At 71.7% G+C, this 13,342-nt stretch carries 11 protein-coding genes and 1 pseudogene; 7 read left to right on the top strand and 5 right to left on the bottom strand.

What is annotated here, in order from left to right; all coding sequences use genetic code 11:
• Positions 1-65: 65 nt before the first annotated feature.
• The 3 genes from OO67_RS04940 to OO67_RS04930 all read left to right on the top strand — a co-directional run bounded on the left by OO67_RS04940 (position 66) and on the right by OO67_RS04930 (position 2,050).
• Positions 66-515: a VOC family protein gene (locus OO67_RS04940; protein WP_033297549.1), complete on the top strand. Its 450-nt coding sequence runs from the start codon at positions 66-68 to the stop codon at positions 513-515.
• A gap of 65 nt (positions 516-580) precedes the next feature.
• Entirely contained in the window at positions 581-1,390 is an 810-nt protein-coding gene (locus tag OO67_RS04935; protein WP_033297548.1) for an HAD family hydrolase, read from the top strand.
• 114 nt (positions 1,391-1,504) lie between these two features.
• Entirely contained in the window at positions 1,505-2,050 is a 546-nt protein-coding gene (locus OO67_RS04930) for a flavodoxin family protein (protein ID WP_033297547.1), read from the top strand.
• Between the two features lie 127 nt (positions 2,051-2,177).
• On the opposite strand, the pseudogene OO67_RS04925 reads toward OO67_RS04930, so the two are convergent.
• The 5 genes and pseudogenes from OO67_RS04925 to OO67_RS04905 all read right to left on the bottom strand — a co-directional run.
• Positions 2,178-2,756: pseudogene (locus OO67_RS04925) on the bottom strand (TetR/AcrR family transcriptional regulator); the annotation flags it as partial.
• Positions 2,757-2,954: 198 nt separating this feature from the next.
• Positions 2,955-3,842: an ABC transporter permease gene (locus tag OO67_RS04920; protein ID WP_033297545.1), complete on the bottom strand. Its 888-nt coding sequence runs from the start codon at positions 3,840-3,842 to the stop codon at positions 2,955-2,957.
• Positions 3,829-4,815 carry an ABC transporter ATP-binding protein gene (locus OO67_RS04915; RefSeq protein ID WP_033297544.1) on the bottom strand — a complete coding sequence of 329 codons (987 nt, stop codon included), beginning with the start codon at positions 4,813-4,815 and terminating at the stop codon, positions 3,829-3,831. The genes OO67_RS04920 and OO67_RS04915 overlap by 14 nt, the downstream gene beginning before the upstream one ends.
• 208 nt (positions 4,816-5,023) lie before the next feature.
• Positions 5,024-6,250 carry a LolA family protein gene (locus OO67_RS04910; protein ID WP_033297543.1) on the bottom strand — a complete coding sequence of 409 codons (1,227 nt, stop codon included), beginning with the start codon at positions 6,248-6,250 and terminating at the stop codon, positions 5,024-5,026.
• A gap of 238 nt (positions 6,251-6,488) precedes the next feature.
• On the bottom strand, positions 6,489-7,499 hold the full coding sequence (locus tag OO67_RS04905) for a polyprenyl synthetase family protein (RefSeq protein ID WP_033297542.1): 1,011 nt from the start codon (positions 7,497-7,499) through the stop codon (positions 6,489-6,491).
• A 156-nt stretch (positions 7,500-7,655) separates the two neighbouring features.
• Here OO67_RS04905 and OO67_RS04900 point away from each other — a divergent pair, with 156 nt between their 5' ends.
• From OO67_RS04900 to OO67_RS04885, 4 genes are all read left to right on the top strand, one after another.
• Positions 7,656-9,155 carry a peptide MFS transporter gene (locus OO67_RS04900; RefSeq protein WP_033297541.1) on the top strand — a complete coding sequence of 500 codons (1,500 nt, stop codon included), beginning with the start codon at positions 7,656-7,658 and terminating at the stop codon, positions 9,153-9,155.
• Between the two features lie 9 nt (positions 9,156-9,164).
• On the top strand, positions 9,165-11,189 hold the full coding sequence (locus OO67_RS04895; RefSeq protein WP_033297540.1) for a CocE/NonD family hydrolase: 2,025 nt from the start codon (positions 9,165-9,167) through the stop codon (positions 11,187-11,189).
• A 110-nt stretch (positions 11,190-11,299) separates the two neighbouring features.
• On the top strand, positions 11,300-12,529 hold the full coding sequence (gene fahA, locus OO67_RS04890; protein ID WP_033297539.1) for a fumarylacetoacetase: 1,230 nt from the start codon (positions 11,300-11,302) through the stop codon (positions 12,527-12,529).
• Positions 12,526-13,209 (top strand): GOLPH3/VPS74 family protein, encoded by a 684-nt coding sequence (locus OO67_RS04885; RefSeq protein ID WP_033297538.1) that lies wholly within the window; start codon positions 12,526-12,528, stop codon positions 13,207-13,209. Before fahA ends, OO67_RS04885 begins: the two co-directional genes overlap by 4 nt.
• Positions 13,210-13,342: the final 133 nt, after the last annotated feature.

Genomic DNA, 13,342 nt, shown 5'->3' with positions numbered 1-13,342 from the left:
GAAACAGCCCGGGTTCCGGCGTGCCCGTTGCCCCACCATTCATGTAACCAGTACAAACGGTTTGCATGACACTGCACTGGAAGGTCGTCATCGACGCCACCGAACCGCACGCCCAGGCCGACTTCTGGGCCGAGACCCTCGGCTATCTCGTCGAGGACAACAGCGCCCTGATCGAGGAGCTGCTCGGCGCCGGGGCGGTGCCCGAGACCGCCACGGTCGAACCGCACGGGCGACGCGCCTGGCGCGATCTCGCCGCGGTGCGTCATCCGGACGATCCGTACGAGGAGAAGAGCGGGACGGGGCTCGGGCGCCGGCTCCTCTTCCAGCGCGTACCGGAGCCCAAGACGGTGAAGAACCGCCTCCACCTGGACGTCCACACGGCCCCCGGGCAGCGCGACACCGAGGTGGAACGGCTGGTGGGGCTCGGCGCGAGCGTGCTGCGGGTCGTCGAGCAACCCTCCGGGTCGTGGCAGGTGCTCCTCGACCCGGAGGGCAACGAGTTCTGCGTCCACTGACGGAGCCGACCGTCCGCGCAGGTCAGCGGCGTACGAGGAGAGGGCGATCTCTCTAGGCTAACCCCATGTTCACGCCACCCGCCTCTTACACCCTTGTCGCCACCGACCTGGACGGCACGCTGCTGCGCCCGGACGACACCGTGAGCGCCCGCTCCCGCGCGGCGCTCACCCGTGCCGCCTCGGCCGGCGCGCAGCACCTGATCGTCACCGGCCGGCCGGTGCCCGGCATACGCGCCCTGCTCGCGGACCTCGGCTACACCGGCCTCGCGGTCTGCGGTCAGGGCGCACAGGTGTACGACGCCGGCTCGGCCCGCATGCTGAGCTCGGTGACGCTGGACCGGGAACTGGCCGACACCGCGCTGGGCAAGATCGAGGCCGAGGTGGGGCAGGTGTTCGCCGCGGTGGACCAGGACGGCGCCGCCGGCCGGACCCTGATCGAACCGGGCTACCGCATGCCGCACCCCTCCCTCCCCGCGCAGCGGGCCGGGCGCCGCGCGGACCTGTGGGCGGCGCCGGTCATCAAGGTGCTGATACGCCACCCGGAGCTGACGGACGACCAGCTGGCAGCGGCCGCCCGTGGGGCGGTGGGCGATCTGGCGTCCGTCTCGATGGCGGGCCCCGGAACGGTGGAGCTGGCACCCTACGGAGTGGACAAGGGCACCGGGATCTCCCTGGCCGCCGGGCTGCTGGGCCGCGACCTCGCCGGTGCGGTGGCGTTCGGCGACATGCCCAACGACCTGCCGATGTTCCGCCTCACGGGCCACCGGGTGGCCATGGCCGACGCGCACGCGGAGCTGCGGGCCGCGGCCGACGAGATCACACTCTCGAACACCCGGGACGGTGTGGCGGTGGTCCTCGAGCGGCTCTTCGCCTGAGAACACACGGCTGCCCGAGTGCACGGGATTGGGAGAACACTCCCCCCAACTCCATGCACATGCATATGATGCGTACGCCGGTAAAAGTCGTACGCATTCATTTGGGGGCACTCCATGGCCACACGCGGTTTCCTCTTCCTCCTCGGCAGCAGCCGTGCCGACGGCAACACCGAGACGCTCGCCCGGCTCGCGGCCGAACAGCTTCCGGCCGGCACGGAACAGCGGTGGCTGGACCTGCGGGAGCTCCCGCTGCCCGACTTCGAGGACCGGCGGCACACGGACGGCCACACCGCCCCCACGGGGCATGCCGCGACCCTGCTGGAAGCGACGCTCGCCGCCACCGACGTGGTCGTCGCCTCACCGCTGTACTGGTACGCGGTCTCCACCTCCGCCAAGCGGTACCTGGACCACTGGTCGGGCTGGCTGGAGACGCCCGGGACCGACTTCCAGCGGCGGATGGCCGGAAAGACCCTGTGGGGTGTCACCGCGCTCGCGGACGCCGACCCGGCGGTCGCCGAGCCCCTCGTCGGAACCCTGCGGAATTCGGCGCGCTACCTGGGGATGCGGTGGGGCGGGGTACTTCTGGGCAACGGCAGCAAGCCCGGCGACGTGCTGTCCGACACCGGCGCCACGGCCAGGGCGAAGGAGTTCTTCAGCTGACGCGCCCCGCGGCGGGGGCGTCGCCCGGCACCGCGCCGCCACCCCCGGCGGGGGGCCCGCCCGGTGCCGCGCCGCCGCCCCCGGCGGGGGTGCCGCTCCCGCCGGCCGTCGGAGCGCTGTCGTCGCCGGCGGCCAGGGACCGCAGGACATGGGACACCAGCGCGGCGACCGTGGCCTCGTCCTGGGCCGGCTTCCGCAGCACATGGCGGTAGTAGACGGGGCCGTAGAGCAGCTCCACCGCGAGCGGCAGGTCGGCGCCCGCCGGGATCTGCCCCTGCTCCTGGGCGCGCCGCAGGCGTCCGACGGCGGCCGCGACGCGGGGCTGGACCAGCTGTTCGAGTACGGCACGCGCGAGGTCGTCGTCGTGATGCATCTCCGACAGGATCCCCGCGTAGGCCGGACCGTAGGGCGGCGTGGAGACCAGCCTCACCGCGCCGTTGATGTGCGAGCGCAGATCGGCTGCCACGTCACCGGTGTCGACGAACGGGGTCGAGCCGACGAACACCTCGGCGAACGCCTCCAGCATCACCGCGCCCTTCGACGGCCACCACCGGTAGATCGTCTTCTTGCTCACGCCGGCGCGAGCCGCGATCGCCTCGACGGTGACCCGGCCGTACCCCTTCTCCGTACAGAGCTCCAGGGCGGCGTCCAGCGTCGCCCGTCGTGACCTCTCGCTGCGGCGCAGGGAACTCGGCGATGTGATCATTCGGTGAGCATAGGGGGATTCCGCCCACCGCTTATTGACAGGTCGTCGCCAAAAGTCGAACAATGACGAGGCTGGAAACGGAACGTACCGTGTCGTGACGTTCCGTGCAGCGCACCGTTCGTGCCGTTCGTGCCGCGACGAGCCGATCGGGGGACGGCTCGACCGGCCGACGGTACGGACGGTCCTTGCCCGGGCCCCTCAGACGCTGATGTCCTTCGTCGTGAAGCGCGCCCAGGCCGCGGAGCCGAACACCGCCGCGTACACCGCCTGCAGGCCCAGGTTCCTGACCATCTCGTCCCAGTAGACCGGGTCACGCAGCAGGTCCGTGAAGGACAGCCAGTAGTGCGGGAAGAGATACGGATGGATCCCGTCGAGCTGCGGCATGGTGTCCAGGATCTGCGCGGTGATCAGCACCCCGACCGTGGCGGCCATCGCCGCGATCCCGCTGTCGGTGAGCGTCGAGATGAAGAGTCCCAGTGCCGCGAAGCCGACGAGGGACACCGCCACGGCGACCGCGATCAGTCCGGCCCGCAGAAGTCCTTCACCGAAGCCGATCCGGGTCCCCGAGATCGTCGTGACCTCCCCGACGGGGAAGAGCAGGGCCCCGGCCGCGAGCGCCGATACCGCCACGACCAGGGTGGCGACCAGGCAGAAGACCAGCACCGACGCGTACTTCGCGAGCAGCAACCGGGTGCGGCCCGCCGGCGCGACCAGCAGGTAGCGCAGGGTGCCGCCGCTCGCCTCGCCCGCGACGGAGTCCCCCGCGATGACGCCGACGGCCATCGGGAGGAAGACGGGAAGCGTCGCGGAGAGCGCCGCGAAGACCAGGAACAGCCCGTTGTTGGTGACCTGGGAGAGGAAGGCGGGGCCGCCTCCGCCGCCACCCGGCCCGCCCTCCGAGCCGTCACCCGTCTCGATGCGGACGGCGATCCCGATGAGGACGGGCACGGCCGCCAGCACACCGAGCAGGGCCACGGTGCGCCACCGGCGGAATGTGGTGGTCAGCTCGGAGCGGAGGATCCCCAGGGCCCACAGCCGGCGGGGTGCGCGGACGGCGGGGCCCGCCGTGAGTTCAGCCTGTGACATCGAATCCCTCTCCGGTGAGTGCGACGAAGGCGTCCTCCAGCGAGGCCCGTTCGACGCCGAAGGCGCGTACGCGGACTCCACCGCGCACCAGGGCGGCGTTGAGGTCCGCGAGTTCCACCTCGCCCGGCGGTGCCTCGGCGCTCACCCGGTCCCCGTCGGTCACCAGGCCGGTCGCCCCGTGTGCGGCGAGGACGCGGGCCGCTTCACCGGGGTCGGGGGTGGTCACGGTCAGCCGGCCACGGGCGCCCGCGGCGAGCGCGGAGACCGGGCCCTGGACGACGAGCCGGCCGCGGGCCATCACCGCCGCGTGGGTACAGACCTGTTCGATCTCGTCGAGCAGGTGGGAGGAGAGGAAGACGGTGGTGCCCTCGGCCGCCAGCTCCCGTACGAGCGAGCGGATCTCGCGCATGCCCTGCGGGTCGAGGCCGTTGGTCGGTTCGTCCAGCACGAGCAGGCTGCGCGGCTGGAGAAGCGCTGCGGCGAGCCCGAGGCGCTGCTTCATCCCGAGTGAGTACGCCTTGGCCTTCTTGCCGGCCGCGCCGGCGAGCCCGACCCGGTCCAGGGCGCTCTCCACCCGAGCGCGCCGGGTGCGCGGATCAGCCGTCGGATCGGCGGAGTCGAAGCGCACGAGATTGGCACGGCCTGTCAGGAACCCGTACAGCGCGGGCCCCTCGATGAGCGCGCCGACCTGCGGGAGCACCGTGCGGGCGGCGGTCGGCACGGGGCGGCCCAGGACGTGTGCGGTGCCGGAGGTCGGGGCGATGAGCCCCATCAGCATCCGGATCGTGGTGGTCTTGCCGGAGCCGTTGGGCCCCAGGAAGCCGAAGACGCTTCCGGCGGGGACGGCGAGGTCGAGCCCGTCGACGGCCAGCTGCCCGCCCCGGTAGCGCTTGGTGAGCCCGCGGGTCTCGATCACGGTGCCGGGCCCCGGCCCCGTCTCCCGCTCCGCCGTCGCGGCCACTGTGTCGGTCATGCGCACTCCCGGTCCCGTCCCGCCGTGTCCGGCGCCCGCGTCGTCCGGCGCCCGCGTCCTGCCGCCTGTGTCCGCCCCGCCACGCCATCAGCCCTCGCACGGGCCGCCCTGGCACGCCCGCCGCAGCATCAGCCCCGCACGGGCCGCCCTGTCGCACGAACCGCCCCGCCGTACGGAGCGTACGACGGGGCGGGGCGTGCGGTGCGTCCTACTTGGCGGTGTCGGCCGCCTTCACCAGCGCGTCCTTCGTGACCGCGCCGACGTAGACCTTGCCGTCGTCCGTCAGCAGCGCGTTGACCAGGCGCGTCTTGAAGACCGTGCCCGAGCCGAAGTCGCCGGTGACCTTGTCGCCCAGCGCTTCCATGAACTGCTGCGCCTGCGCGGGCACGTCGCCGGAGCCCTGGGCCGGCAGCCCCGCGCCGCCCGGGACCTCGATCTCGGCGACGGCGTTCCAGCCCTCGCCGATGACGTTCAGGCCCTTGAAGTCCTCCAGTGCGGTCAGGTCCTTCCGGACCTTGTCCGCCGCACCCTTCTTCTCCGCCTCGTCCTTCAGCTCGTCGGCCTCGGTCACCTTCGCGCCCTTGGGCGGGGTGAAGGAGAAGGAGGAGGCGTCCGGCTTCGCGAAGTCGACGGCGGTGAAGCCGGCGTCGACCGCCGCCTTGCCGCCACTGCTCGGGGCCAGGGTGAACTTCAGCGGTACGCCCGTCGAGGCGTCCACCGCGACCGTGACGGAACCGATCGTCGAACCGGACTGCTTCGGCTTGATCAGCAGCTTGTAGGCATCGCGTCCCGCCACCTGCGCCGTGCCGTCGACGGTGACGGAGGTGGTGTCGCCGACTGCGGCGAGTGCCTCCTCGGCGAGCTCCTTCGGAGTGGCCGGAACGCCCTTGGGCGCCTTGTGCTCCTCGGCCTTCCCGCTCCCGTCGGACTTCGCGTGGTAGACCTCGTTGCTCTCGCTGTCGTATCCCCAGACGTCGTCCCCGTTGTGGACGAGGCTGTACTCGGAGCCCTCGCCGAGGATCGAGAGGCGCTGCTTGTCGGGGCCGTCGACCGCGACCCGCAGCGTGTGCGTGCCGGAGGCCAGCTCCATCAGCTTGGCGTCGGGGGACGCACTGGACTCCCCCGGTCCCGATGCGGCGCCCGGCGCGAAGGAGCCCGCGAGCCCGCCGAGCGAAGGGATGCCGAGGTCCGTGGTGACCTTCACCGTGCCGGAGAGCTGCTCCTGGTCCGACGCGGCGATCTTCTCGATGAGCTCCTGGGCGGTGATCTCCGGCAGCTCGGGGTCGCCGGAGTCCGCGAGCGCCGGGACGAGCCCGATCGTCGCCGCCGCCACTCCCGCCACCGCGAACGGGACGATGTAGCGTGCCGCCTTCCGGCGGCCCACGACAGTGCCCGTGGCCTCGCCGTTGGTCATTGCGCTGTCGTTCGGTGCCATGTGTGCTCTACCTCCGTGGTCGGCGGCTGCCATCCCGTTGCACGTGTCCACTCCCCGCCGCCATTCTCACCCGATGTGGTCAGGAGTGGTTGTTATCCATCTGACCAAATCGGGCGGACACAAGCGTCAGCCCTCGGGAGCAACTGTGCGTACCTCTCCGGGATGACCCGGGGACCACGCGGTCCGCCGAGCCCTTAGGGGTCCGCGGAGCCCTTGCCGGTCCGCGGGCCCGTACGGGTCAGCCGGCGCGGTGCACCACGGCGTCGCACAGTTCTTCCAGCGCGGCCTTCGCGTAGCACTCGGGCAGCGGTGCCAGCGTCGCCCGGGCCTCCTGCGCGTAGCGGACGGTGTCGCGCCGCGCCTGCTCGAGAGCCGGGTGGGCGCGCAGGCCGCGCAGCGCCTCCGCGAGCCGGGCGTCGTCGGAGAGGTCGCCGTCCAGCAGCTCCACGAGCTCCTTGTCCTCCGGACGGCCCTCGGCCGCCGCCCGCGCGCGCAGGTGGAGCACCGGCAGGGTGGGGATCCCCTCGCGCAGGTCGGTGCCGGGCGTCTTGCCAGACTCGTGGGAGTCGGAGGCGATGTCCAGGACGTCGTCGGCCAGCTGGAAAGCGATGCCGAGGCGTTCGCCGTACTGGGTGAGGATGTCGACGACCGACTCGTCGGCCCCTGCCATCAGGGCGCCGAACCGGCCGGAGACGGCGACCAGCGAGCCGGTCTTGCCGCCCAGTACGTCCATGTAGTGGTCGACGGGGTCGCGCCCGTCGCGCGGGCCCGCGGTCTCCAGGATCTGCCCGGTGACCAGGCGTTCGAAGGCCTCCGCCTGGATGCGGACGGCCTCCGGCCCGAGGTCGGCCAGGATGTGCGAGGCGCGCGCGAAGAGGAAGTCGCCCGTCAGCACGGCCACGGAGTTCCCCCAGCGGGTGTTGGCGCTCTCCACCCCGCGGCGTACGTCCGCCTCGTCCATCACGTCGTCGTGGTACAGCGTCGCCAGGTGCGTCAGCTCGACGACCACGGCGGCGGGGACCACGCCCGGCGCGTCGGGGTCACCGAACTGGGACGCGAGCATCACCAGGAGCGGCCGGAAGCGCTTGCCCCCCGCGCTGACGAGGTGCTGCGCGGCCTCCGTGATGAACGGGACCTCGCTCTTGGTGGCATCCAGCAGCCCCGCCTCGACAGCGGCCAAACCGGCCTGGACATCGGCCTCAAGAGCCTGGTCCCGCACGCTCAGTCCGAACGGCCCGACGACGGTCACGAGGGGATCTCCTGTCTGCTGACGATCACACGGATTGTCGATGTGTCGCTGTCCTCACTCAACTCAGCGTATCCGGTCCCCTTTGGATCACCGTGGGCGCCTTCCCGCCACCGCCGGTATGTTCGACATCAGCTCATACGATCAGGAGTTGTCGTTTTGTCCCACACCGCGACCGGTACCGAACCGGCCCAGCCACCGCCCGAAGACGATCACGCCTTCTTCGGCCAGCCACGGGGTCTGATGACCCTGTCCGGGCTGGAGGTCTGGGAGCGTTTCTCGTTCCTCGGGATGCAGGCCATCCTGGTTCTCTTCTTCGCCGACAAGGTCTCCGACGGCGGCATGGGCATGGACCCGGGCACCGCTGCCTCCGTGTCCGCCGCCTACGGAACCCTCGTCTACCTCGTGTCCGTCGCCGGCGGGTGGCTGGCGGACCGGATCCTCGGTTCGTACCGTGCCGTCCTCTACGGCGGCATCCTCATCGCCTGCGGCCACTACGCCATGGCCGTGCCCACCGCCACGATGACCTGGGTGGGCCTGGGCCTGATCAGCGCGGGTACGGGTCTACTCAAGCCCAATGTCGCCTCGATGGTCGGCAAGCTCTACCGCACGGAGGACCAGCGCCGCGACGCCGGCTTCGCGCTCTACTACATGGGCATCAACATCGGCGCCTTCGCCGGCCCCCTGGTCACCGGATGGCTCGGCGAGCACGCGAGCTGGCACTGGGGCTTCTCGGCCGCCGCGGTCGGCATGACGCTGGGCCTGATCCAGTACGTCGCGGGCCGGCGTCACCTGGCCGGGCGAAAGCACGCGGCGGAGTACGCCCTCGCCCCCGGCCCGATGCGCAGGGCCGTGCTGACCATCGCGGCCGGCGTCGTCGCGGCCGCCCTGGTGGCGACGGCCCTGGCCCTGGCCGGCTGGCTCACGATGGACCGGTTCGTCGACGTGCTCACCCTCGTCTCGGTGATCGCACCCGTCGTGTACTTCGTCGTGATGTTCAGGAGCCCCCGGGTCACCCCGGAGGAGCGGGGCAGGCTCCGGCCGTACGTCGTGCTCTTCCTCGCCTCCGTCGTCTTCAACTTCATCCTCTTCCAGGCGTACTCGACGATGATGCTGCTCGCATCGACGAACGCCCGTACGGAGATCTTCGGCTTCCACTTCCCGGCGAGCTGGTACGCCTCCGCGCTGGGCGCCTTCGAGGTCGCGCTGGCCCCCGTCGTGGCCGCCGTCTGGGCCCGGATGGGGCCGCGCCAGCCGCACGCCTCGAACAAGATCGCCATCGGTGTGATCCTCGGAGGGCTGTCGTTCCTCCTGATGGTCATTCCGACCTCCGGCCACGCCGACGACACGTACAGGATGGCCGCCTGGTGGATCGTCGGCTCCTACCTGCTGCTCGGCCTCGGCGACATCCTGCTGGAGACCTCCGGCATGTCCGCCACCACCAAGCTCGCCCCCAAGGCGTTCGCCAGCCAGACGATGGCGCTGTGGTTCCTGTCGCTGGCCCTCGCCAACGGCATCCAGGCACAGATCGTGAAGCTCTACGGCGAGGTCTCCAACCCCGCCTACTTCGGTGTCAATGGCGCTATCGCGGTCGCGGCCGGTGTGGCCGTCATCGCCGCCGCTCCCTGGCTCAAGCGCACCATGCACCCCGTCCACTGAGGTACCGCCATGCACATCCGCACCGATTTCCCGTACGAGACCACCCATGAGGACCTCTACATCCCGTTGGATGGGGGCACCTCCCAGGCCGGAGGCTCTGGGGGAGGCACACAGCTGTACGCCAGGATCTGGCGGCCGGTCACCGACGAACCGGTGCCCGCGCTGCTGGAGTACCTGCCCTACCGGCTCAGCGACTGGACCGCTCCGCGCGACTGGCAGCGCCACCCCTGGTACGCGGGCCACGGCTACGCCTCCGTGCGCGTCGACGTCCGGGGGCACGGCAACAGCGAGGGCGTGCCGGGCGACGAGTACGACGCGACGGAGCTCGCCGACGGCGTCGCCGTCGTGCACTGGCTGGCCCAGCAGGAGTGGTGCTCCGGGAAGGTCGGCATGTTCGGCATCTCCTGGGGCGGCTTCAACTCGCTCCAGATCGCCGCGCTCGCACCGGAGCCCTTGAAGGCGGTCGTCACCGTGTGCTCGGCCGACGACCGCTACGACAACGACGTCCACTACATGGGCGGCTCCGTCCTCGGTGTGGACATGCACGCCTGGGCCTCCACCATGCTGGCCTTCGTCTCCCGGCCCCCGGACCCGGCCGACGTCGGCGACGACTGGCGGGACATGTGGCTGCGGCGGCTCGAGAAGGTGGAGCCCTTCATCCACACGTGGCTGGCGCACCAGACCCGTGACGACTACTGGAAGCACGGCAGCGTCTGCGAGGACTACGGCGCCATCGAGGCGAAGGTCCTGGCGGTGGGCGGCTGGCACGACCCGTACCGCGACACCGTCCTGAGGCTCGTCGAGCATCTGGACCCCGGGCAGGTGCGCGGGCTGATCGGCCCCTGGTCGCACCAGTACCCGGACCGCGGCCTCCCACCGGGGCCCGCGATCGGCTTCCTCCAGGAGACGCTGCGCTGGTGGGACCAGCACCTCAAGGACGAGGACACCGGGGTGATGAACGAGCCCCTGCTGCGGTCCTGGATCAGCGGCTCGCACCGCCCCGCCACGGTCTACGAGACACTGCCCGGCCGCTGGGTCGGCGACGCGGCCTGGCCGTCCGAGAACGTCGCTCCGGTCACGTACGGCCTGGAGGGCGGGCCGCGGACCGTCCGCTCACCGCAGCAGACCGGGCTGGACGCGGGGCGCTTCTTCCCGTTCGGCAACGACGCCGACCTGCCGCCCGACCAGCGGGACGAGGACGCCAAGTCGGTGTGCTTCGAGTTTCCCGTCGAGGACGCCCCGATCGAGATCCTCGGCCGTCCACAGGTGACGCTCCTGCTCCGGATGGACGTACCGCGTGGCCAGGTGATCGCCCGGCTCTGTGACGTGGCCCCGGACGGCGCCTCCACCCTGGTGACCCGCGGGGCCCTCAACCTGGCCACCCGTCACGGGCGCGACCGCGCGGAGGACTGGCCCGTCGGGGAGACCGAGTACGTGACCTTCCAGCTGAACGGCATCGGGCACACCTTCCCGCCCGGCCACCGGATCAGGCTCGCCGTCTCCTCCTCGTACTGGCCGTGGATCTGGCCCCAGGCCGGCTCGGCGGGCTTCACGCTCGAGGCGGAGGGCAGCCTCGTCGAGCTCCCGGTGCGCCGGCACACCGAGGACCCCGCGATCACCTTCGGTGAACCGGAGCAGGCGGAGCCGCTCGGCGTGGTCTTCCCGGTCACGCTCGACGAGCAGCGCCCCGAGCGTCTGGTGGTCCGTGACGTGGCCAAGGGCGAATGGCGTCTGGAGGTCGATCCGCGCTACGGCGGCACGCGCGTCTACCCCGACGGGCTGGAGTTCACCGAGGACGCGCTGGAGACGTACACGGTCCAGGAGGACGACCCGCTGTCGGCCAGGGCCCGTTCGGACTGGACGATCCGGCTGCACCGGCCCGAGATGTCCTGGGACGTGCGGATCGAGACACGTTCCGAGACGAGCGCGGACGCGGAGGACTTCATCACGTCCAACGAGGTCGTGTGCAGGGACGGCGACGAGGTCGTCTTCCACCGGACCTGGGAGAAGAGGATCCCCCGCACGGCGGGCTGACCGGGGTTATCAGGTAACTTTCCGGGCATTACGCCTACTTGAGGCACTGCCGCCGACCGGCGACGCCGACGTAACGTGTTCCTCAAGCGACTGGAAAGGGGCAGCGACAGATGCCCGAGCAGAGCAGCCCGCTCGACCTGGCCGAGGGCGATCCCTTCGGTCCGCACAACCTTCCGTACGGCGTGTTCTCCACCCCCGGGCACCCCGAGGACCGAAGGGTCGGAGTCCGTGTCGGCGCGCATGTGCTGGACGCCGGAGCAGCGGCACACGCCCTCGGTTCGCCGTACGCCCGGCTGCTGGCGCAGCCGAGCCTGATGCCGCTGCTTGCGGCGGGGCGCACCGCCTGGCGGGATGTGCGGCGTGCCCTGACGGCGTGGGTGACGGTCCCGTCCCACCGGCCGGACCTGGAGCCGCTGCTGTACCCGCTGGACTCGGTGACCCTGCACCTGCCGTACGAGGTCGCGGACTACGTCGACTTCTACGCGAGCGAGCACCACGCCACCAACGTGGGCAGGATCTTCCGCCCCGACGGGGCGGCCCTCACCCCCAACTGGAAGCACCTGCCGATCGGGTACCACGGGCGGGCCGGCACGGTCGTCGTCTCCGGTACGGACGTGGTGCGCCCGTCCGGGCAGCGCAAGGCGCCGGCCGATCCCGCCCCGGTCTTCGGCCCCTCGGTGAAGCTGGACATCGAGGCCGAGGTCGGCTTCGTCGTGGGCGTCCCCTCGGAGCAGGGGGTGCCCGTGGCGCTCGGGGACTTCCGCGAGCACGTCTTCGGGCTCTCGCTGCTCAACGACTGGTCGGCGCGGGACATCCAGGCCTGGGAGTACGTGCCGCTTGGCCCCTTCCTCGGCAAGTCCTTCGCCACCTCCGTGTCGGCGTGGGTCACCCCGCTGGAGGCGCTGGACGCGGCCCGCACGGCACCGCCCGTGCGGGATGCCGAGCTGCTCCCGTATCTGGAGGACGCGGACGACGAGGAGCCGGGCGGCTTCGACATCCGGATCTCCGTGGAGATCAACGGGCAGACCGTCTCCGAGCCTCCGTTCGCCTCCATGTACTGGACAGCGGCCCAGCAACTGGCCCAGATGACGGTGAACGGCGCCTCGCTGCGCACGGGTGACCTCTACGGCTCCGGCACCGTCAGCGGCGCCGAGCCCGGACAGCGGGGCTCCCTGCTCGAGCTCACCTGGAACGGCCGCGACCCGCTGGACCTGGCCGAGGGCAAGCGGACGTTCCTGGAGGACGGCGACACCGTCACCCTGACGGCGTGGGCCCCCGGGCCGCACGGCACGCGGGTCGGGCTCGGTGAGGTCACCGGACGGATCACGGCCTCGCCGTGAACGGCACCGGGCCCACACTCCCCGAGGCTCTGCTGCTGCTCGCCCTGGATCCCGTACGCGGCAAGCCGTACTGCCGGGGCCGGTTCCTGGAGTACGGCGTCGCCGGGGCCGTACTCGCGGAGCTGGAGCTACAGGGGCGGATCGCCGAGGAGCGTGGCCGGGTGGTGGTCGTGAACCCGCTGGACCCGCCGGACCCGCTGCTCGCGGTGTTCCTGCGCAGCCTTCCGCCGCCGGGCAAGAACAGATTCGGCTCGGGGGTTCCGGCCGGGCGCTGGGTGCGGCAGGCGGGGCGGCGGGCCGAAGGGCTGTATCTGGACGCCCTGGTGGAGCGCGGCGTCCTGCGCAGGGAGACCCGCCGCTTCCTGGGCCTGTTCCCGTTCCACCGCCACCCGTCGGGCCCCGCCTCCCCGGCACCGGAGGTGCGGCGGCGTTTCGAGGAGTCCCGCGCGGCGGGCTTCCCCGACCGCCGGGACCGGCTGCTCGCGGCGCTGGCGGCGGCGGTGGAGCTGCCGTCGGTGGTGAGGCAGGGCGACCGCCGCACGCGCGCGGCGTCGAGGACCCTGGCCCGCGAGGAGTGGCCCGCTTCGGCCGTGCACCGCAACGTGCGCCAGGACAAGGCGGCCCGGGCCGGTGGCGGGGACGGCGGTGGTGGGGGCGGCGGTGGTGGGGGCGGCGACTGACGTCCCCGGGTGTCCGAGGGGTGGTCGTCCGGGTGGCAGATCTTCACCGGCCGAGCGGAACATGCCTGGTCAGGGCGTTGCGCCCGGCGCTCTCAGGTGGCGCAACACTGTGGCAACACCATCGTCCGCACCC

Origin of the sequence: Streptomyces atroolivaceus, assembly GCF_000717025.1 — a bacterium.
Taxonomy (GTDB): Bacteria; Actinomycetota; Actinomycetes; order Streptomycetales; family Streptomycetaceae; genus Streptomyces; species Streptomyces atroolivaceus.
The sequence above is the reverse complement of the archived record's forward strand: the minus strand, read 5'-3'. Positions and strand labels throughout refer to the sequence as shown.

What these genes read in the sequence shown, in the direction of transcription:
- OO67_RS04940 (WP_033297549.1), top strand. Translation starts at nt 66, where the DNA reads ATGACACTGCACTGGAAGGTCGTCATCGACGCCACCGAACCGCACGCC.
- OO67_RS04935 (WP_033297548.1), top strand. Translation starts at nt 581, where the DNA reads ATGTTCACGCCACCCGCCTCTTACACCCTTGTCGCCACCGACCTGGAC.
- OO67_RS04930 (WP_033297547.1), top strand. Translation starts at nt 1,505, where the DNA reads ATGGCCACACGCGGTTTCCTCTTCCTCCTCGGCAGCAGCCGTGCCGAC.
- OO67_RS04920 (WP_033297545.1), bottom strand. Translation starts at nt 3,842, where the DNA reads ATGTCACAGGCTGAACTCACGGCGGGCCCCGCCGTCCGCGCACCCCGC.
- OO67_RS04915 (WP_033297544.1), bottom strand. Translation starts at nt 4,815, where the DNA reads ATGACCGACACAGTGGCCGCGACGGCGGAGCGGGAGACGGGGCCGGGG.
- OO67_RS04910 (WP_033297543.1), bottom strand. Translation starts at nt 6,250, where the DNA reads ATGGCACCGAACGACAGCGCAATGACCAACGGCGAGGCCACGGGCACT.
- OO67_RS04895 (WP_033297540.1), top strand. Translation starts at nt 9,165, where the DNA reads ATGCACATCCGCACCGATTTCCCGTACGAGACCACCCATGAGGACCTC.
- fahA (WP_033297539.1), top strand. Translation starts at nt 11,300, where the DNA reads ATGCCCGAGCAGAGCAGCCCGCTCGACCTGGCCGAGGGCGATCCCTTC.